Here is a 19,794-nt window from a genome sequence, read left to right on the forward strand (position 1 = left end):
GGTGGGCAAGGGGGGAGTTGAACCCCCACGTCCTTACGGACACACGGACCTGAACCGTGCGCGTCTGCCATTCCGCCACTTGCCCGGCGCGCGTTCCGCGGAACGCCCAGCTGACAGCGGCAACGGTAGCACGCAGGTGCGGCGCGAATTCCCGGTCGCCACGGGCGCTGCCGGTAGACTCGGCCGGTCGCGTCGTCGACGCGCCGCTCGACTATGCCCGACCCCCGCCCAACCGCCGACCAGCCGACGGAAAAGACTTCAGCAGCACGCCGACGACTGACCGAGCCCGACCGACACCGACGACGCCGCCGACCGGAGGAGGACGCCGTGAGCCTTGCGCAGCGCTTCGAGCGCCGGTTGGAGAGCTTGGTCGGCGGCGCTTTCGCCCGGGTGTTCAAGGGCCAGGTCGAGCCGGTCGAAATCGGCGCCGCGCTCCAGCGCGAGGCCGCGGACAAGCGCAACGTGATGGGCTCCGGGCAGGTTCTGTCGCCGAATCGCTACCGCGTCACGCTCGCGCCCTCGGACCACGAGCGCCTGGTGCCATGGGAGAACCAGCTCACCAATTCCCTCGCCGAACTCCTGCAGGAATATCTGGACGAGAACCGATGGGACACCATCGGCGACATCGAGGTCTACCTCGCCCGGGACGAGCAGTTGCACACTGGCGTGTTCGGCGTCGCGTCGCGGATGGAACCGGCCGCCCCGCCGCGCCGCCGGCCGATGGACTCGCTCTCGCTGCCGGTCGTCCCGGGCGCGCAGCCGGACGACTATGCCGTTCAGGGCGCGGGTCAGGGCGCCGTTCAGGGCGCGGGTCAGGGCGCGGCGCTGGCGCCACCGCAGACCTCGTTCGCGCCGCCCGGTCCAGCAGCTCCCGGCCACGCCGCCCCGGGCCAGCAGTACTCGGCATACGCGCCGCCGCCGCCGGCGCCGTACCCGTCGGCGCCGCCGCGGACGCCAGCCGCGGCGCTCGTGGTCGACCAGAGCAACCGGCGTTTCGACCTGCGGCCGGGCAGCAACGTCATCGGCCGCGGCACCGACGCGGACTTCCAGCTGCTGGACCAGGGCATCTCCCGGCGGCACCTGGACGTCCAGTACGACGGCAACGTCGCAACCGCCTACGACCTCGGCTCGACCAACGGAACCACGGTCAACGGCCACGAGATCAGTAGCCAGTTGCTGCGGCACGGGGACGTGATCCGGGTCGGACACACCCGGATCGTGTTCCACCAGGAGCGCGTGTGAGGCTCATGCCGGTGCAGCCGGCGCCGCGGGATCAGCCGTGAACTCGGCGCTGGCCCTGCAACTGTTCCGCTTCGGCTTCCTCGCGCTGCTGTGGCTGTTCGTCCTCGCCACCGTGCGGGTGATTCGCGCCGACCTGCGCGCGAGCGGCCAGGCGCGGATCGGCACTCCGCCGCCGCTGCGCCGCCGCGGGCGCAACACCGGCGGCGAGGTCCGCACCGGTCCGCGGGCGCCCAGCCAGCTCATCGTCACGGAGGGCGGCCTGACCGGCACGCGCATCGGGCTCACCGGGGCGCCGGTGCTCATCGGCCGCGCCAACGACTCGACGCTCGTGCTCGAGGACGACTACGCCAGCACCCGGCATGCGCGGATCAGCCTGCAGGACAACATGTGGGTCGTCGAGGACCTCGGCTCGACCAACGGCACGTACCTGGGGCAGCGCAAGCTCGACGGGCCGGTGCCGCTCGAGGTCGGCGTCCCGCTGCGCATCGGCAAGACGGTGCTGGAACTGCGATAACCATGGCTCTGTACCTGCGGTACGCGGTGCGCTCGGACCTCGGCCTGGTGCGCACCAACAACGAGGACTCCGTCTACGCCGGACCCCGTTTGCTCGCGATCGCCGACGGCATGGGCGGGCACGCCGCGGGCGAGGTCGCCAGCCAGATCGTCATCAGCACGCTCGAACCTCTCGACGAGGACCGCCGAGTCGACGATTTGATGCGCGCCCTGCGCGAAGCCGTCGTCGAGGCCAACCGGCGCATCGCCGACGCGGTCGAGCAGCGCAAGGAGCTCGAGGGGATGGGCACCACGCTCACCGCTCTGCGCTTCGTCGGCTCGCAGGTCGGGCTCGTGCACGTCGGGGACTCCCGCGGCTACCTGCTGCGCAACAACCAGCTGTCGCAGATCACGCATGACGACACCTATGTCCAGTACCTCGTGGACTCCGGCAAGCTCACGCCCGACGAGGCCAAGGACCATCCGCGCCGCTCGGTCATCCTGCGCGCGCTGCTCGGCGCCGAGGTCGAGCCTGACGTCTCGATCCGCGAGGCCCGGGCCGGCGACCGCTACCTGCTGTGCTCGGACGGGCTGTCCGACATCGTGTCTGCCGAGACGATTCTGGACACGCTCGGCATCTCCGACCCGCAGGAGTGCGCGGACCGGCTCGTCGAGCTGGCACTGCGCGGCGGCGGCCCGGACAACGTCACGGTGGTCGTCGCCGACGTCCTCAACGCCAAAGTGGGCGACCGGCTCGACGACGTCCCGGTGATCGCCGGCGCGTTCGTCGACCCGGCCGCCGCGGACGTGCCCGGCGCCGAGAGCAGCCCCGCCGAGCGCGCGTCGCGGATGGCGCGAATGGCGCGGCCGGCTGGGCAGACCGCGAACCGGACACGTGCGGGCGCCGAGCCGGCGCGCGCTCGTCGCTCGTGGCGCCCGTGGCTGCTCATAGCGGCGATCGTGCTGCTCATCGCCGCGGCGCTCGGCGGCACGTATGCCTGGACGCAGACGCAGTACTTCGTCGGCCGCGCCGGCGCCGACGTCGCGATCTATCGAGGCGTCAACACCGAGTTCGGCCCGCTGAAGTTCTTCACCGTCTACAAGGTCACCGACGTGCGGCTGAGCGACCTCAGCTCCTCGGTCCGTGGCCAGGTGGTCGACGGCATCGCGGCAGGCAGCCGGGCCGATGCCAACGGCATCGTCAACAACCTGCAGAGCTCGCAAGTGGCCGGCTGCTCGTCCACGCCGTGTCCCGGGCACTCGTGACCGCGACGACGGCCGCGCATGCCGCGGCACAACCGCCGACCCGGCGCACCACCGAGCTGGTGCTGCTGGTGTTCGCCGTGCTCGTCGTGGTCTCCGCCGAGGCCGCCGTCGAGGCCGCGCGCGACGGTCGGCTGTCGTCCCGGCTGGGCACGTACGCCGCCGTGCCGATTGTCGCCGGCGTGCTGACCCACCTCGTCATCCGCCGGGTGGCGCGCTACGCCGACCCGCTGCTGCTGCCGGTCGTCGTGCTGCTCAACGGCCTGGGCCTGGTCATGATCCACCGCCTGGACCTCGGCGCGAAGCAGCAGCACGATCTCTACGGTTTCGACTACGAGCCGCAGGCGCCGAAGCAGGTGCTGTGGATCGCGCTCGGCGTCGGACTGTTCATCCTGCTGCTCGTGTTGGTGCGCGACCATCGCGCGCTGCAGCGCTACGCGTACACGCTCGCGTTCGTCGGGCTGTTCCTGCTGGTGTTGCCCGCCGTGCTGCCGGCGCGGTTCTCCGAGGTGAACGGCGCGCGGATCTGGATCCGGCTGCCCGGGTTCTCGCTGCAGCCCGGCGAACTCGCGAAGATCCTGCTCACGATCTTCGCCTCGGCCTACCTGGTGCAGAAACGGGATGTGTTGGCGCTGGCCGGCCGCCGCCTGCTCGGCATCGACTTCCCACGCGGTCGGGACTTCGGCCCGGTGCTCGCGGTGTGGCTCGTCTGCATCGGCGTGCTCGTCCGCGGCCACGACCTCGGCACTTCGCTGGTCTTCTTCGGCGTGTTCATCGTGCTGCTCTACGTCGCCACCGAGCGGGTGAGCTGGGTGATCGTCGGGACGCTGCTGTTCGCCGGCGGCGCCTACGTCGCGTACAAGTTGTTCGACAGCGTGCAGACCCGGGTCGAGGTGTGGCTGCATCCGTTCGCGCCGCTGACCCCGGCGCAGATCGCCGCGGGCATGGACCCCGGCTACCAGCTCCGGCAGTCGCTGTTCGGCCTGGGCACCGGGGGCATTTTCGGCACCGGTCTCGGCAGCGGCCATCCAGAGCTCGTGCCGCTGCCGGCGACCGACTTCATCGTCTCCAGCTTCGGCGAGGAGATCGGCCTGTTCGGGCTGATCGGCCTGCTCGTGCTCTACGCGCTGCTCGTCAGCCGCGGCTTCGCCGCCGGCCTCGCGGTGCGCGACTCGTTCGGCAAGCTGTTGGCCTGCGGGCTGTCGTTCATCCTCGCGCTGCAGCTGTTCGTGGTCGTGGCCGGCGTGACCCGTCTGCTGCCGGAGACGGGCCTGACGACGCCGTTCCTGTCCTACGGCGGCTCGTCGCTGCTGAGCAGCTGGATGATCCTGGCACTGCTGCTGCGGGTGTCCGACGCCGCGCGCCGGCCGGCCAGCACGCCGCCGCTGACGGTGCCGCAGGCGCCGCCGCCGGCCGACACGGCCCAGCAGGCGGCGATCGCGTGAACAAGCCGATCCGCAAGGTGACGATCGCGATCTCGCTGCTGTTCCTGGCGCTGTTCGTCAACCTCAACGTCGTGCAGATCGTGCAGGCCAGCGGCTATCGAGACAACCCGGACAACCGTCGCGTGCTGCTCAACGAGTACTCCAGCCCGCGCGGCCAGATCGTCGTGTCGGGCAGCAACGTCGCCGAGTCGGTGAAGCAGCCGAACGACGAGCTGAAATATCTCCGTAAATACCCGGAAGGCCCCGTCTACGCCCCGGCGACCGGCTACTACTCCTTCACCTACGGCAGCAGCGCCATCGAGCAGGAGGAGAACTCGGTGCTCAGCGGCGACAGCCCCAAGCTGTTCACCACCCGGTTGGCCAATTTGCTCACCGGCCGCGACCCGCGCGGCGGCAGCGTGCAGCTCACGCTGAGCAAGGCCGCCCAGGTTGCCGCCTACAACGCGATGAAGGCGAGCGACGGCTCCTACCGGCGCGGCGCCGTGGTCGCGCTCGAACCCACCACCGGCGCGATCCTGGCGATGGTCTCCACGCCGTCCTACGACCCCAACGAACTGGCCAGTCACAACGCGGACCTGATCAGCCGCGCGTACGGCTGCTACCAGCCTTTGCGCCAGCCCAGCCGCGGAGCGAGCGAAAGCGCCGCGGCATTTCGCGCCCGGCAGAAGAAGTCGTTCGCCGAGCAGATCGCCCCGCGCGAGAAGCTGTGCAAGAACGTCAAGAACGACCCCACCGCGGAGTTCAAGGCGCACCCGTTCGAGGACAGCCCGATGCTCGACAACGCGCTGAACCAGCTGTACCCGCCCGGGTCGATCTTCAAGATCATCGACGCGGCCGCGGCGCTGAGGAAGGGCGTCACGCCGACGACCCAGATCGCCGCGCCGAACGGCTACCGCGTCTTCGACCCGAAGAACACGAAGGTCTGCTCGCCGAAGCTCAACGAGGCTTGCGTGGAGAACTTCGCCGGCGAGACCTGCCAGAACGGCAAGACCGCGACGCTCGCGTTCGCGCTGGCCAAATCCTGCAACACCGCCTTCGCCCAGCTGGCCGTCGACAAGCTCGGCGCGCGGGCGCTCGCCGACCAGGCGAGCCTGTTCGGGCTGGACGCGGCGTCGTTCGGGGTGCCGATGCAGGTCAGCCAATCGACGATCGGCTCGTTGACGGAGCTCGCCGCGGACAAGGCCGCCCTCGCGCAGACGGCGTTCGGGCAGCGCGACGCGCGGATCACGCCGCTGCAGGCTGCCATGCTGTCCTCGGCAGTGGCCAACTTCGGGACGTTGATGAAGCCTTTCCTGGTCGGTTCGGAACTGCGGCCGAACCTGTCGGTGCTTGACAGCACTCAGCCCACGGAGCTCAACCAGGTCCTGGACCCGACGCTCGATGCGGAACTGGTGACGATGATGGAAGGCGTCGTGACGAGTCCCGAGGGCACCGGCGGCCTGGCGAAGATCACCGACCTCGGCCCGTCGGTCGTCGTCGGCGGCAAGACCGGCACCGCCGACGTCGGCGAGACGAGCGCGAGCGCCCTGTCGCCGGACGCGTGGTTCACCGGGTTCGCGCTCGTCAAAGGCACGCCGAAGATCGCGGTCGCCGTGGTGATCGAGAACGGCGGCGTGGCCGGCGACGAGTCAGCCGGAGGTCTCGCGGCAGCCCCCGTCGCGAGGAAGGTCATGGAGGCCTACTTGAAGTCGATCGGAGTGAACTGACGATGACGCAACCCAAGATCGTCGGCGACCGGTACGAGCTCGGCGAGCTGATCGGCTACGGCGGCATGGCCGAGGTGCACCGCGGCCGGGACACCCGGCTGAACCGCGAGGTCGCGCTGAAGGTGCTGCGCGCCGACCTCGCCCGCGACCCGTCGTTCATCACCCGATTCCGCCGCGAGGCGCACGCCGCCGCCGGCCTCAACCACCCGTCCATCGTCTCGGTGTTCGACACCGGCGAGGACGCCGCGCTCGACGGCACCCCGCTGCCGTTCATCGTCATGGAATTCGTCGAGGGACGCACGCTGCGCGACATCCTGCGCAGCGAGGGGCGGCTGCCGATCCGGCGCGCGATGGAGATCGCCGCCGACATCTGCGCCGCGCTCGAGTTCAGCCACCGCAACGGCCTGGTGCACCGCGACATCAAACCGGCGAACGTGATGATCACGCCGACCGGCGCGGTGAAGGTGATGGACTTCGGCATCGCGCGTGCAGTCGCCGACGGCTCGGCCACCATGACGCAGACCGCGAACGTCATCGGCACCGCGCAGTACTTGTCGCCGGAGCAGGCGCGCGGCGAGGCGGTGGACGCGCGTTCGGACGTGTACTCCACCGGGTGCCTGCTGTACGAGCTGGTCACCGGGGTGCCGCCGTTCCAGGGCGACTCGCCGGTGGCGGTCGCCTACCAGCACGTGCGCGAGAATCCGGTGCTGCCCTCGGCGCGCAACGACGAGGTGCCGCGGGCGCTGGACTCGATCGTGATGAAGGCGCTGGCGAAGAACCAGCTGAACCGCTACCAGTCGGCCGGCGACATGCGCGCCGATCTGCAGCGCGGGCTCGCCAACCAGGCGGTGGTCGCGGAGGCGGTGATGACCGACGACGAGCGCACCCAGTTCATCGCGCGCACGCCGCCGCCGGTGATCCCGGTTCGGCGCGACTACGAGCCGGAGGCCGAGGGCAACTCCCGGCGCACCGGCCTGATCTGGGCGGCGGTGGTGATCGCGCTGCTGCTCGTGATCGGCGCCGGCGCGTACGCGATCGCGTTCCTCGGCAAGGACAGCGCGCCGAAGACCTACGCCGTGCCGGACGTGATCGGCCAGTCGCCGGGCGGGGCGGACGCGGCGCTGCGCACGCGCTTCACGCCGGTGCGGGGCGCCCCCACGAACGGCCCGTGCTTCGACAACCAGAAGGTGCAGCCGGGTTTGGTCTGCGTGGTCGAGCCGAACCCGGGCGAGAAGCTCAAGGACGGCACTACGGTCACCTATCACCTCTACACGCCGAAGATGGTCCAGGTGCCCTATGTGGAAGGCGAGTCCTACACCGACGCGGTCAACCAGCTGCACAAGATCGGACTCGACGCCAAACGCAACGACGTCAACAACCAGGCGCCCGCCGGCACGGTGCTGAAGCAGCACACGGCGCAATTCACACCTGTCACCCCGCGGACCGTCATCGCGCTCGACGTCTCGACCGGCAAGCTGAAGCTGCCGAACGTCAAGGGCAAGGATTTCGACAAGGCGCAGAGCACGCTCAACGACGCGAACTTCCCCAACGTCGTGCGCGGCGACACGGTCACCACGGCCAATCCGAAAAAGGATGGCGAGGTGGCCGCGGAGAGCCCGCAGGCCGGCCGGATATACGACCCCAGCCAGAAGATCACCCTGGACGTGTACAAGTATGTGGCACCGGCGCCGACGTGCACCTCGGCGCCTGCGACGCCGTCGTCGCCGACTGTGCCGACCGCACCGAGCAGCCCAGGCACTGGCACCTCGTCGAGCGCCGGCTTGCCGCCGTGTTCGTCGTCGTCCTCGTCCTCGTCATCCCGCTGATGACGGCGGCGCCGCAGCGGGCAGCACGACCTCCGCGCGCAGTCCGGGGCCGCCGTCCAGGCGCGAGCTGAGCCGAACGCTGCCCCCGTGGCTGCGGACGATGTCGCGCACGATCGGCAGTCCGAGCCCGGTGCCGCCGGTCTCGCGCGAGCGTGATTGCTGCACCCGATAGAACCGGTCGAACACCCGCTCGCGCTCGTCCTCGGGGATGCCCTGTCCGTCGTCCTCGACGCTGAGCACAACCACCGGCTTGCCGCGTCGGGTCGCGGGGCCCACGTCGACCGCGGCGTGTCCGGCAGCGTGCCGCACCGCGTTGTCGATCAGGTTGATCGCGACCCGGCGCAGCGAATCCGGGTCGCCGGCCACCGTCGCCGGCCGCGCGGCCCACGTCACCGGCACCCGCGCCAAGCGGTAGCCGGCCACCACGGACGCGACGACCTCGTCGAGCGGCACCGGCTCGTGGCGCCCCAGCTTGCCCGACTCGTCGAGCTTCGCGAGGGTGAGCAGGTCGTCGACGAGCCGGTCGAGCCGCTCGACGTCGACGAGCACATCGCCGATCACGTCCGTCCAATCCGCCTGCTGGCCGAGCCGGGCGGCGACCTCGAGCTGCACCCGCGCCGACGCGAGCGGCGAGCGCAGCTCGTGTGCCGCGTCGCCGACGAACGTTCGCTGCCGGCTGGTCGCCGAGTCGATCCGGTCGAGCATCGCGTTCAACGTGACCGCGAGCCGGTGGATCTCGTCGTTCGCGCCCGGCACCGGCAGCCGCTGGCGGGCGAGGCCGGCCGCGGTGATGGCGGCTGCGCCGTGCCGCAGAGCGGCGACCGGCCGCAGCGTGAGCGCGGCGACGCCGTAGCTCGCGAGCGCCATCAGCAGCACCGCGAGCGGACCGCCGATGAGCGCGGCTTCGGTGAGCACGCGTTGGCTGTCGATGACCCGGCCCAGGTCGGTGAACACCAGCACGGTGTAGCGCCCGACGTCACGGCCGAGCACGCGCAGCCGCTCGCCCGAGGCCGGGCTGCGAATTTCGAGCCGGTCGCCGCGGCGCACCTCGGCCAGTTGCGCTGCGGTGATCAGCTGGTGGTGGCCGCCGTCGCTGCCCGGCGCGATGGCGACGACGGTGTCGCGCTGGTCGACGACCTGGACGGCCGCGACACCGCCGACGTTGTTCTGCACCTCCCGCGGCGGGCGCCCGTCGTGGAACTGCTGGCCGGTCGCGTCCGCCGCCCTGCTGCCGGATTGGTCCAACACCCGGGTCAGGGCGTAGCGCTGCAGCTCGATGACAAGCACCGCGCCGGTGGCGACGGCGAAGGAGAACAGCGCGGTCGCGAGCAACGTGAGCCTGGCCCGCAACGACTGACGGGTCCACCACCGGCGCGGCGACCGGGCGACCGTGCCGGCCACCGAGCGCAGCCGGCGCCGCAGCGGCGCCCGGCCCGGCCGCGGCAACGCGCGTCAGCTCTCGGCAGTGAGCCGGTAGCCCGCGCCGCGGACCGTCTGCAACGACTGCCGGCCGAACGGCGCGTCGATCTTTCGGCGCAGGTAGCCGACGTACACCTCGACGACGTTCGCGTCGCCGTCGTAGTTGGCGTCCCACACGTGATGCAGGATGTCGGCCTTGCTGACGGCGTCGCCGGCGCGGCGCATCAGGAACTCGAGCAGCGAGAACTCGCGCGGCGTCAGCTCGATCGTCGACTCGCCGCGGCGGACGGTGTGCGCGGCAGGGTCGAGGATGAGGTCGTCGACGGCGAGCTTCGCCGGCCGGGGCGTGACGCCGCGGCGCAGCAGCGCCCGGATCCGGGCGAGCAGCACGACGAAGGAGAACGGCTTGGTGAGGTAGTCGTCGGCGCCGAGATCGAGCGCGTCGGCCTCGTCGTACTCGCCGTCCTTTGCGGTGAGCATCAGGATCGGCACCCAATTCTCCGCCGCCCGCAGCTGTTCGATGATCCGGTAGCCGGACATCTCGGGCAGCATGATGTCGAGGATGACGGCGTCATAGGCCGACTCCTGCGCGAGATGCAGCCCGTCCGGGCCCGAGTGCGCGAGGTCGACGGTGAAGCCCTCGGCGCCGAGCCCGCGCTGCAGCGCGGACGCCAGCCGGACCTCGTCTTCGACGATCAGCAGGCGCACGGTGTTCTCCTCGTGTCGAGAATGGCCAATCTCAGGCTCAGCCTGCCAACGAATTCGGCCGGACGCCGGTCGGCTCAGCCCGATCACAGCGCGCGGATGCGGCTCACCCGGCGTGCTCGCCAGCCGGCGGTCGGGACAGCGTGCCGAGGCAGCTACTGCAGGTAGGACTCGACCTCGTTGACCGAGCGTTCGGCCGCCTCGTCGGGATTCGCGCCGAACTCCTCGCGGGCCCGACGCTGGCGCAGCAAATCCCAGTACTGGTCCAGCTCTTGCTCGAGATGCTCGAGCCGCTGTCGGCCCTCGGAGTCCAGACCGTGGTGCGCCGCGCGCAGCTTCTTCTCCTCCTCGACCAGCTCGTGGATGTGGTCGAGCAGCGACTTGTCGTCCGTCATGGCGTCCAGCATGCCCTCTGACCTTGGCGGGGTCGTCAGAGGCTTGCGCGCCAGTCGAGCCAGCTCTTCAGCCCACTCAGGTCGTAGTCCGGGCCGCCGACGCCGACGGTGAACATGCCCGCGCCCGCTTCGACGAGCGGCGGGCCGACCTCGGCCGGGTCGCCCTTCGGCGCGCCTACCGAATGCTCGATCTCGGCCGGATCGCGACCCACATCGGCGCAGTGGCCGGCGAGCACCTCGACCTTGTGCTTGAACGTGTCGAGGTCGGCGAAGGAGTGCCAGATGTTCGCGTGCTGGGCGACGAGCCGCAGCGTCTTCTTCTCCCCGCCGCCGCCGATGAGGACCGGGACGTCGCGGGTCGGCGCCGGATTGAGCTTGCCGAGCCGGGCCTCGATGCGCGGCAGGTCTTGGCCGAGCTGGTTCAGCCGGCCGCCGGCGGTGCCGAAGTCGTAGCCGTACTCGTCGTAGTCGCGTCGGAACCAGCCGGAGCCGATGCCGAGAATGAGCCGGCCGTCGCTCAGGTGGTCGACGGTGCGGGCCATGTCGGCGAGCAGCTCCGGGTTGCGATAGCTGTTGCAGGTAACCAGCGCGCCGATCTCGATCCGCGAGGTCTGCTCCGCCCAGGCGCCGAGCATCGTCCAGCACTCGAAGTGCTTGCCGTCCGGATCGCCGTAGAGCGGATAGAAGTGGTCCCAATTGAAGACGATGTCGGCGCCGAGGTCCTCGGCGGCCGCGACGGTCCGGCGGATGGCGGCGTAGTCGGCTTGTTGCGGCTGCAGCTGCAGTGCGATGCGGATGGAAGAGGTCACGTGCCGACGCTAGCGCGAGAAGCCTCAGCCGAGCAGCGGCAAGTTGAGCGACGCCGCTCCGCCGGGCCCGACGACCACTGGCACGCCCCAGTCCTGCCGGGCGAGATGGCAGGCCGGATGATCGACGGCCGGGTCGTCGTCGCAGGACGCGGCCTGCGCCACGACCTGCAGCACCCCGGTGCCGCTCGCCAGGCGCAGCTGCCGGACGAGCTCGCTCGACTCGCCGCCGCCGTCGAGCAGCAGTTCCGGCGGCGACGCGGTGACGCTGAGGGCTGTGGCCGGCCCGTGCCGCTCGTCGAGGACGCGGCCGGGCGCCGGCGTGAACGTCACGGTCAGGGTCACCGCGCCCGTCGCCAGCTCGGCCGGCGGCCGGTGCGAGCGCTGCGGCGGGTCGCTGACGACCCGGGCGGCAGGGACGGGCCGGACAAGCCGGTGCGCCGCCGACTCGACCACGACCAGCTCGCCGCCGAGCAGCAGCGCGCCGGACGGCTCGGCCAGCTCGTCGGTCAACGTCGTCACGTTGTCATCGACCGGGTCGTAGCGGCGCACCGCGCCGTTGTAGGTGTCCAGCACGGCCACCGAGCCGTCCGGCAGCACGGTCACGCCGAGCGGATGCTGCAGCCGCGCGTCGGCAGCCGGGCCGTCGACATGCCCGAAGTCGAACAGCCCCTCGCCGACGACGGTGCCCAATTCGCCGTCGGCGTCGAGGAACCGCAGCGCGGAGGACTCGGCGTCGACGAACCACAGCCGAGCGCCGTCGACCGCCAGCCCGGACGGCTGCGCCAACCACGCGTCGAGCGGGCGGCCGTCGCGCAGGCCCTCGACCGTCGTGCCGGCCAGCACGTCCGTGGCACCGGTCCGCACGTCGACGGCGAGCAGCAGGTGCACGCCCGCGGCCGCCACCACGGCGCGCTCGATCGCCGGCCACCAGGCGACGTCCCACGGCGACAGCACCGTCGGGATCGCCCCGGTGACCGTGCGCGCGCCGGCGAGCGCGGCCGGCAGGTCATAGCTGCGGGTGACGGTGCCGTCGGCCAGCCGGATCCCGCGCAGCACGTGGTTGGCGGTGTCGGCGACCAGCACGTCGACGTCCGGCACGACGCCCGCGGGCAGCAGCGCGAGGCCGTTGGGCTCCGCGAACGGCTCGCCGCGGGCGCCGTTGCCGATCCGCCGCAACACGGTCTCGCCGTCGGCGGCGAGTTCCACGACGTCATGGTGGCCGGCGTCGGCGACGAGCAGCGTGTCCTCGGCGCGACCGGTGCGCTCAGCGGGCAGGACGACCGCCTTCGCCGGGAAGCGCAGGGCTCCGGGCTGTGGCTGTGGATTCCGGCTCGCGCGGGGCGCGTCGGCGCTGCGCAGGGTGCCGCGCGCCTCGTGCTCGGCGCTCAGCCGGTCGACCACAGCGGCGAGCGCGCTGACCTGGCCCTCGCCCGCGGCCTGGGCGACCACGTAACCCTCCGGGTCGACCAGCACGAGCGTCGGCCATGCGCGCACGGCGTACTGCCGCCAGAGCTCCAGGCCGGGGTCGTTGAGCACCGGGTGGCCGATGTCGTAGCGCTCGATGGCGGCGGCCAGCGCCGACGGCTCGGCCTCGTGCGGGAACTTCGGCGAGTGGACGCCGATCACCGTCAGCACCTGTTCGTAGGCGGCCTCGAACGAACGCAGCTCGTCCAGCACGTGCAGGCAGTTGCCGCAGCACGAGGCCCAGAAGTCGAGCAGCACGAACCTGCCGCGCAGGCCCTTGAGCGTGAGGGGCGCGGCCGCGTTGAACCAGTCGCCGTCGATCAGCTCGGGCGCGCGCACCCGGGGCCCGGTTCGCAGCGCGTCCACGCGGACTCCAGCGCCGCTCGTGGACCCGTTGTTCCCGCCGCCTGCGTCCGTCAGTGGTCACTTACGGCGTCAGTGGTCAGGAAAAGGCGACCACTGACCTGCGCAACTGACCACTGTGCGCGGCTAGAGCAGCGCCAGGCCGGGGTCGGCGAGCACGGCGCCCACGTCGGCCAGGAATCGGGAACCCTGTTCGCCGTCGACCACCCGGTGATCGAAGGACAGGGCGAGCGTCGTCACCCAGCGCGCCTCGATCCGCTCGTCCGAACCTGCGCCGACGACCCACGGCTGCCGGCGCACCGCGCCGAAGGCGAGGATGCCGGCCTCGCCGGGGTTGAGGATCGGCGTGCCGGTGTCGACGCCGAACACCCCGACGTTGGTGATCGTGAACGTCCCGCCGGCAAGGTCGGCCGGTGTCGTCCGCCCGGCCCGGGCCGTCTCGGTCAGCTCGCCCATCGCCCGGGCCAATTCGAGCAGCGACAACCGGTCGGCATCCTTGACGTTGGGCACGATAAGCCCGCGCTCGGTGGCGGCGGCGATGCCGAGGTTGACGTACTGCTTGAGCACGATCTCGCCGGCCGGTTCGTCCCAGGTGGCGTTGATCGTGGGCGTGCGGGACGCCGCCAGCAGCACCGCCTTCGCCACGAACAGCAACGGGGTGACCTTGACGTCGCGGAACTCGCGGCGCGCGGCGACGCGATCGCGCAGGTCCATCGTCGCGGTGACGTCCAGGGTCAGGAACTCGGTGACGTGCGGCGCGGTGAACGCCGAGGAGACCATTGCCGCGGCGGTGTGCTTGCGCACGCCTTTGATCGGGATGCGCGTCTCGCGGCTGCCGGTCGGTTCGCCGTCCTGGGAGTGCCAGCCGGCGGGCCCGGCGCCACCCGCGCGGCTGACGGCGGCCTCGACGTCTTCGCGGGACACCGCGCCGTTCGGGCCGGTCGGCGTGATCGTGCCGAGATCGACGCCGAGCGTCTTCGCCAGCTTGCGCACCGGCGGCTTGGCCAGGGGCCGGCTGAGCGGATCGGCGGTCACCGCCCGGTCGGGCGCGGTGTCGAGCGCCCGCGCCGGCGGAAGGTTGAACGAAGCGTGGGCGCCAGCCGACGCGGCTGACGCCGCTGACGCGCCTGACGCCGCTGACGCGCCTGACGCCGCTGACGCGCCTGACGCCGCTGACGCGCTTGACGCCGTTGACGCGCCTGACGGGGTTGACGCGCCTGACGGGGTTGACGTCGCACCGGCGGGGCCAGGCCCGTTGGCAGCGGGCCGGCGTCGTCGCCGGACGCCGGAGCCTTCGCGCGGGCCGTATCCGACGAGCGTCATCTGCCGTTCCGCGCCGGCCGAACCCTCCCCAGGCAGTCCGGGCACGAGATCGTCGTCGCCGCCTGCGTGCTCAACAGTTGCTCTCGGTCGATCGTCGGCGACAACCTGCTGTCGATCAGCGGCAGGCCCATCGGCGCCGGGCGAGGTCTCGATCGAGATGATCGGCGTGCCCACCGGCACGGTTTCGCCCTCGGCGGCGTGCAACGCGGTGACCACGCCGGCGTAGGGCGAGGGCAGCTCGACGGCCGCCTTCACCGTCTCCACCTCGGCGATGATCGCGTTGACCTCGATGGTCTCGCCGACGGCGACGGTCCACTTGAGCAGGTCGCCCTCGGTGAGCCCTTCGCCGAGATCCGGGAGCTTGAACTGCTTGACGGCCATTCCGCCTCAGATCTCCAGGATTCTGTCGACGGCGTCGAGCACCCGGTCGAGGTTGGGCAGCCAGTCGTGCTCGAGCCGGCTCGCCGGGTAAGGCGTGTCGTAGCCGGTCACCCGCAGCACCGGCGCCTCGAGGGAGAAGAACGCCTGCTCGGTCACCCCGGCGGCAAGCTCGGCGCCGACGCCGAAACTGTGCGGCGCCTCGTGCACGACGATCAACCGGCCGGTGCGGCGCACGGACTCGACGACGGTGTCGACGTCGAGCGGCGAGACCGAGCGCAGGTCGATCACCTCGAGCTCGAGGCCGTCCTCCGCGGCGACCCGCGCGGACTCGATCAACGTCGGCATGGTCGGGCCGTAGCCGGCAAGCGTCACGTCCGAGCCCGCCCGCACGACTCGCGCGCTGTGCAGCGTCGTCGGCGTCTCGGCGATCTCGCCCTTGGCCGCGTGGTATAGCCGCTTCGGCTCGATGAAGATCACCGGATCGTCGTCGGCGACGGCCTGCTGGATCATCCAGTAGGCGTCCGACGGGTTCGCGCACGCGACCACCTTCAACCCGGCGGTGTGCGCGAAGTAGGTCTCGACGGACTCGCTGTGGTGTTCGACCGCGCCGATGCCGCCGCCGGACGGGATGCGAATGGTGATCGGCATCCGCACCAGGCCGGCCGAGCGATTGTGGAACTTCGCGACCTGGCTGACGATCTGGTCGAAGCCGGGGAACACGAAACCGTCGAACTGGATCTCGCAGACCGGCCGGTAGCCGCGCAGCGCCAGCCCGACCGCGGTGCCGATGATCGCGGACTCGGCCAGCGGCGTGTCGATGACGCGGTCCTCGCCGAAGTCCTTCTGCAGGCCGTCGGTGATCCGGAAGACGCCGCCGAGCTTGCCGACGTCCTCGCCCATGAGCACGACCTTCGGATCGTCCTCCATCGACTTGCGCAGGCCCTCGTTGAGCGCTTTCGCCATGGTGATCTGCCGGGCGGGCGACGTTGCCACGGGCTCGCTCACGACGACACCTCGGCGACGAACCGGACGAACTCGTCCCGTTGCTCGCGCAGCTCGTCGGGCATCGACACGTAGACGTTGTCGAACGCCGAGGCGGGGTCGGGATCGGGCAGCGCCCGGCAGCCAGCGCGCACCTGCTCGGCGAGCGCCCGCGCCTCGGCCTCGAGGTCGTCGAAGAACGCCTGTCCCACGCCGGCCTCGCGAGCGAGGTAGGCGCGCACCCGCTCGAGCGGGTCCTTCAGCTTCCAGGTCTCGCCCTCGGTGTCCAGGCGATAGCGACGCGGGTCGTCGTTGGTGGTGTGCGGGTTCATCCGATAGGTGAACGCCTCGATCAGCGTCGGGCCCTGGGCGTTGCGGGCGTCGTCGAGCGCCTTGCGGGTGACGGCCAGGCAGGCGAGGACGTCATTGCCGTCGACCCGGACGCCGGGGAACCCAAACCCGCTGGCCCGGCGGTAGAGGGGCACCCGGCTCTGCCGCTCGACCGGCTCGCTGATCGCCCACTGGTTGTTCTGGCAGAAGAAGACCACTGGCAGGTTGGCCGCCCCGGACCAGACGAACGCCTCGTTGACGTCGCCCTGGCTGGACGCGCCGTCGCCGAAGAAGGCGAGCACCGCGGTGTCGCGGTCCGGGTCGCCGGTTCCGACGGCGCCGTCGCGCACGACGCCCATCGCGTAGCCGGTCGCGTGCAGGGTCTGGGCGCCGATGACGATCGTGTACAGGTTGAAGTTGTTCACGCCGGGATCCCAGCCGCCGAGGTTGGTGCCGCGAAACAGCCCCATCAACGTCAGCGGGTCGACGTCGCGGCACCAGGCCACGCCATGCTCGCGGTAGGTCGGGAACGCCATGTCCTGCGTGCGGAGCGCGCGGCCGGCGCCGATCTGCGCCGCCTCCTGCCCGAGCAGGCTGGCCCAGAGCCCGAGCTCGCCCTGCCGCTGCAGCGCGATCGCCTCGGTGTCGATGCGCCGGACGAGCACGAGGTCGCGATACAGCCGGCCGATCTGCTCGTCGGTGACGTCGAGGGGGTAGTCGGCGCGCTCGACGCGCTGGCCCTCGGGCGTGAGCAGCTGGACGAGGTCCGGCTCCGGCGCGACAGCCCCTACCTCGGCCCCTACCTCGGCATCGGGTGCGGACAACAGCGCGCTCCTCGCGTCGGACGCCGGGCGGGGTCGCCACCGCGGTCGTACACGTCTGTGCAGTGTCTTTGGTACCGGGGGTGTGGCGCCGCCGAACTACGCAGGGGTTCCTACCATATCCGTGACCGCCGTCACTGGGCGTCCTCGGCGAGCTCGGATGGCAGCGGCTCGTCGTGGACGACCCGCAGCCGGGACACCGCGCGGGTGAGCACCACGTAGAGCCGGCGCAGCCCGTCGACGCGGTGCCGCTCAGCGGCCACGATGGCGGCGGGCTCCACCACGATCACCGAGTCGAACTCCAGGCCCTTCGCCGCGGACGCCGGCACGACCGCCACCCGAGGGTCGTCGCCGTCGGCCAGCGGATGCGCGTCGACGCCGGCGGCGCGCAGTTCGGCGAGCACCGCGTCGGCCTGCGCGTCCGGGACGAGGACGCCGAGCGAGCCCTCGGCCAAGAGGCATTCGCGCGTCGCCGGGAGGAGGTCCGACCGCGGCGCGAAGCGCAGCGCTGCGACCCCGGCCCGGACCGACGTCGCCGGCGGCACGTCGCGGGCGATGTGCGGCAGCAGCCGGTTGGCGATCTCGAGCACCTCGCCTGGGACGCGGTAGCCGGTGGTCAGCGGGCTGATCGTCGCGTGGTGGCCGAGCAGCTCCAGCGTGCGGCGCCAATCGCCCGGCGCCCACGGCGTCGTCGCCTGCGCGAGATCGCCGAGCACGGTCACCGAGCCGAGCGGGCAGCGCCGGCCGACCGCGCGGCACTGCATCGCGGACAGGTCCTGCGCCTCGTCGACGACGGCGTGCACGAAGGTGTCTACGCCGTGCAGCAGGCCGTGCAGCTCATCGAGCAGCACCGCGTCCGCGCTCGTCCACTTCACCGAGCGCAGCGACGTCGGCGCGCGGCGGTAGAGCGCAGCGCGTTCGTCGTCGGTCAAGGTGGCTGTCGAACAGCGCCGCAGGAAGCCCGGCTCGTCGTAGAGGCGGGCCAGCAGCGCAGGCGCAGCAAGCGCCGGCCACACCGCGTCCACCCAGTCCTTGACAGCCGGCGAGCGCGCGATCTTCGCGGTTTCCGCGTCGGACGGCGCGCCGCCGGCGTCTTCACGCTGACGGCGGACGTCCTCCGCGACCTGCATCCGCAGCCGCTCTCTGGCCGTCGTCCAGCGCAGCCCGTTGTCGAGCGCTCGGCGGGCGTCGTCGACATACCGGCGCAGATGGTGCGCGCCGACCCGGTAGCGCCGGGTGCCGACGATGGCGACGACGTCCTGCGCCGGTTTCGCGATGTGAGCCAGCACCGCGCGGCGCAGCACGTCGGCCAGCCGGGCGTCGCCCTTGAGCACGGCGAGATCGGCCGATTCCGCGGCCGTCGCCGTGAACTGGAGCAGATCGGGCACGGTGCTCTGCGTGATGCCGCCTTCGCCGAGCGACGGCAGCACCTGGGCGATGTAGTGCAGGAACGCGGCGTTGGGTCCGACGACCAGCACGCCGGAACGCCGCAGCCGATCGGGATAGGTGTAGAGCAGGTACGCGGCGCGGTGCAGGCCGACCGCCGTCTTGCCGGTGCCGGGCGCGCCCTGGATGCACAGCGAAGTGTCCAGCTCGGCGCGCACCAGCTCGTCCTGGTCGGGCTGGATCGTCGCGACGATGTCGCGCATCGGGCCGACTCGCGGACGCTCGATCTCCGCGCGGAGCAGGTCAGAAGCCAGTCCCAGCGCCTGGCCGCGCTCGAGGTGCTCGTCCTCCATGGAGGTGAGGACGCCCTCGTGGAAACCGAATCGGCGGCGCAGCCGCACGCCCATGCGATCGTCGGCGGTAGCGCGGTAGAAGCCGCGGGCGATAGGGGCGCGCCAGTCGACGACAACGGGGTCGCCGACCTCGTCGCGCACGTGTCGGCGACCGATGTGCAGCACTTCTGCCTGGTGGCCGTCGACGCCGGCGCTGCCGTCGGTGCCAGCGTCGGGGTCGCAGTCGATTCGGCCGAAGAACGGCGGCGCGTCCGGCTCGGCGGTGAGCGCGGCGAGCCGGCTGGCGCGCAGCTTGCCCAGCGCGTGCGAGGCCAGCTCGTCGACGCCGTAGTCGGCGATGCGGTCGGCGGACTCGCGCATCGCGGCGAGGCACTCGCGGGCCAGCTCGAGGTGGGTGACTTCGGCGAGCAGTGCGGGATCGGCGGCCACGGTCAGTCAACGCTACGGGCGCGCGCAAGCGGATTCGTGGGCCGGCCGCTCCGCAGTAGCAGGCTGTCGCCGGCGCGCCGGGCCGGCGCGGTCGGGCAGGCTGGGCGGGTGCCGACCGACGAGATCCGCCAGCTGTCCACCCGCGAGGTCTACCGCAACCCGTGGCTGCGCCTCCGCGAGGACGAGGTGCAGTTCCCCGACGGCTCGCGCGGACTGTATTCGGTCGTCGACAAGCCCGACTTCGTGGTGGTGCTCGCGCGCGAGGACGACGGCTTCTGGCTGGTGCAGCAATACCGGTACCCGGTCGGGCGTCGCGAATGGGAGTTCCCCCAGGGCGGCTGGCCCGCCGGGCACGACGGCAGCCCGGCGGAGCTGGCGGCGGCCGAGCTGCGCGAGGAGACCGGCCTGCGCGCCGACCGGCTCACCCACCTCGGCCGCCTCCACACGGCCTACGGCTTCTGCTCGCAGGGCTACGACGTCTTCCTGGCCACCGGGCTGACGCCCGGCGAGCCGGCGCGCGAGTCGACCGAGGCCGACATGGTGCACGAGTGGCGCTCGGACACCGCGCTGCGCGACATGGTGCGCCGTGGGGACCTCACCGACGGACACAGCGTGGCGGCGCTGTGCCTTTACGACACCGTGCAGGCACGGTAGCCGGCGG

16 protein-coding genes and 1 tRNA gene are annotated in these 19,794 nt (G+C 71.6%); 7 read left to right on the top strand and 10 right to left on the bottom strand.

Going from position 1 to position 19,794, the window contains the following annotated elements; translation table 11 throughout:
* Positions 1-2 precede the first annotated feature (2 nt).
* A tRNA-Leu gene (locus ACFFBG_RS09500) sits at positions 3-85 on the bottom strand.
* Between the two features lie 242 nt (positions 86-327).
* Between ACFFBG_RS09500 and ACFFBG_RS09505 the strand changes: the two genes are divergently transcribed.
* The 6 genes from ACFFBG_RS09505 to pknB are packed head-to-tail and all read left to right on the top strand — an operon-like array spanning position 328 to position 7,974.
* A complete protein-coding gene (locus ACFFBG_RS09505) occupies positions 328-1,242 on the top strand; it encodes an FhaA domain-containing protein (RefSeq protein ID WP_375477985.1) in 915 nt (304 codons plus the stop codon).
* Positions 1,243-1,279: 37 nt separating this feature from the next.
* Positions 1,280-1,756 (top strand): FHA domain-containing protein, encoded by a 477-nt coding sequence (locus ACFFBG_RS09510; protein WP_375477986.1) that lies wholly within the window; start codon positions 1,280-1,282, stop codon positions 1,754-1,756.
* A gap of 2 nt (positions 1,757-1,758) precedes the next feature.
* Entirely contained in the window at positions 1,759-3,000 is a 1,242-nt protein-coding gene (locus ACFFBG_RS09515; RefSeq protein ID WP_375477987.1) for a PP2C family protein-serine/threonine phosphatase, read from the top strand.
* A complete protein-coding gene (locus ACFFBG_RS09520) occupies positions 2,997-4,442 on the top strand; it encodes an FtsW/RodA/SpoVE family cell cycle protein (protein ID WP_375477989.1) in 1,446 nt (481 codons plus the stop codon). The genes ACFFBG_RS09515 and ACFFBG_RS09520 overlap by 4 nt, the downstream gene beginning before the upstream one ends.
* Positions 4,439-6,148 (top strand): penicillin-binding transpeptidase domain-containing protein, encoded by a 1,710-nt coding sequence (locus ACFFBG_RS09525; RefSeq protein ID WP_375477991.1) that lies wholly within the window; start codon positions 4,439-4,441, stop codon positions 6,146-6,148. The genes ACFFBG_RS09520 and ACFFBG_RS09525 overlap by 4 nt, the downstream gene beginning before the upstream one ends.
* 2 nt (positions 6,149-6,150) lie before the next feature.
* Positions 6,151-7,974 carry a Stk1 family PASTA domain-containing Ser/Thr kinase gene (gene pknB / locus ACFFBG_RS09530; protein ID WP_375477993.1) on the top strand — a complete coding sequence of 608 codons (1,824 nt, stop codon included), beginning with the start codon at positions 6,151-6,153 and terminating at the stop codon, positions 7,972-7,974.
* Here the strand turns inward: pknB and ACFFBG_RS09535 are convergent.
* The 9 genes from ACFFBG_RS09535 to ACFFBG_RS09575 form a co-directional block, all read right to left on the bottom strand.
* Positions 7,963-9,420, bottom strand: coding sequence for a sensor histidine kinase (locus ACFFBG_RS09535; protein ID WP_375477995.1), 1,458 nt, complete (start codon positions 9,418-9,420; stop codon positions 7,963-7,965). The genes pknB and ACFFBG_RS09535 overlap by 12 nt on opposite strands.
* A 6-nt stretch (positions 9,421-9,426) precedes the next feature.
* Positions 9,427-10,101, bottom strand: a complete 675-nt coding sequence (locus ACFFBG_RS09540; protein ID WP_375477997.1) for a response regulator transcription factor — start codon at positions 10,099-10,101, stop codon at positions 9,427-9,429.
* Between the two features lie 152 nt (positions 10,102-10,253).
* Positions 10,254-10,505 carry a DUF2630 family protein gene (locus tag ACFFBG_RS09545; protein ID WP_375477999.1) on the bottom strand — a complete coding sequence of 84 codons (252 nt, stop codon included), beginning with the start codon at positions 10,503-10,505 and terminating at the stop codon, positions 10,254-10,256.
* A gap of 23 nt (positions 10,506-10,528) precedes the next feature.
* Complete coding sequence (locus ACFFBG_RS09550; RefSeq protein ID WP_375478001.1) at positions 10,529-11,302, bottom strand: LLM class F420-dependent oxidoreductase; 774 nt, start codon at positions 11,300-11,302, stop codon at positions 10,529-10,531.
* Between the two features lie 24 nt (positions 11,303-11,326).
* On the bottom strand, positions 11,327-13,132 hold the full coding sequence (locus ACFFBG_RS09555) for a thioredoxin-like domain-containing protein (protein WP_375478003.1): 1,806 nt from the start codon (positions 13,130-13,132) through the stop codon (positions 11,327-11,329).
* Positions 13,133-13,255: 123 nt separating this feature from the next.
* Positions 13,256-14,833 (bottom strand): dihydrolipoamide acetyltransferase family protein, encoded by a 1,578-nt coding sequence (locus ACFFBG_RS09560; protein ID WP_375478005.1) that lies wholly within the window; start codon positions 14,831-14,833, stop codon positions 13,256-13,258.
* Between the two features lie 6 nt (positions 14,834-14,839).
* Positions 14,840-15,796, bottom strand: coding sequence for an alpha-ketoacid dehydrogenase subunit beta (locus tag ACFFBG_RS09565; RefSeq protein WP_375478169.1), 957 nt, complete (start codon positions 15,794-15,796; stop codon positions 14,840-14,842).
* Between the two features lie 38 nt (positions 15,797-15,834).
* Positions 15,835-16,971: a pyruvate dehydrogenase (acetyl-transferring) E1 component subunit alpha gene (gene pdhA / locus ACFFBG_RS09570; RefSeq protein WP_375478171.1), complete on the bottom strand. Its 1,137-nt coding sequence runs from the start codon at positions 16,969-16,971 to the stop codon at positions 15,835-15,837.
* Positions 16,972-17,099: 128 nt separating this feature from the next.
* Positions 17,100-19,133 (bottom strand): HelD family protein, encoded by a 2,034-nt coding sequence (locus ACFFBG_RS09575; RefSeq protein ID WP_375478007.1) that lies wholly within the window; start codon positions 19,131-19,133, stop codon positions 17,100-17,102.
* Between the two features lie 108 nt (positions 19,134-19,241).
* Between ACFFBG_RS09575 and ACFFBG_RS09580 the strand changes: the two genes are divergently transcribed.
* The gene (locus tag ACFFBG_RS09580) at positions 19,242-19,787 is read left to right on the top strand and encodes an NUDIX domain-containing protein (RefSeq protein ID WP_375478009.1); all 546 of its coding nucleotides are present in this window, start codon (positions 19,242-19,244) and stop codon (positions 19,785-19,787) included.
* Positions 19,788-19,794 lie beyond the last annotated feature (7 nt).

It is taken from the genome of uncultured Jatrophihabitans sp. (genome assembly GCF_964251945.1).
Lineage (GTDB): Bacteria > Actinomycetota > Actinomycetes > Mycobacteriales > Jatrophihabitantaceae > Jatrophihabitans.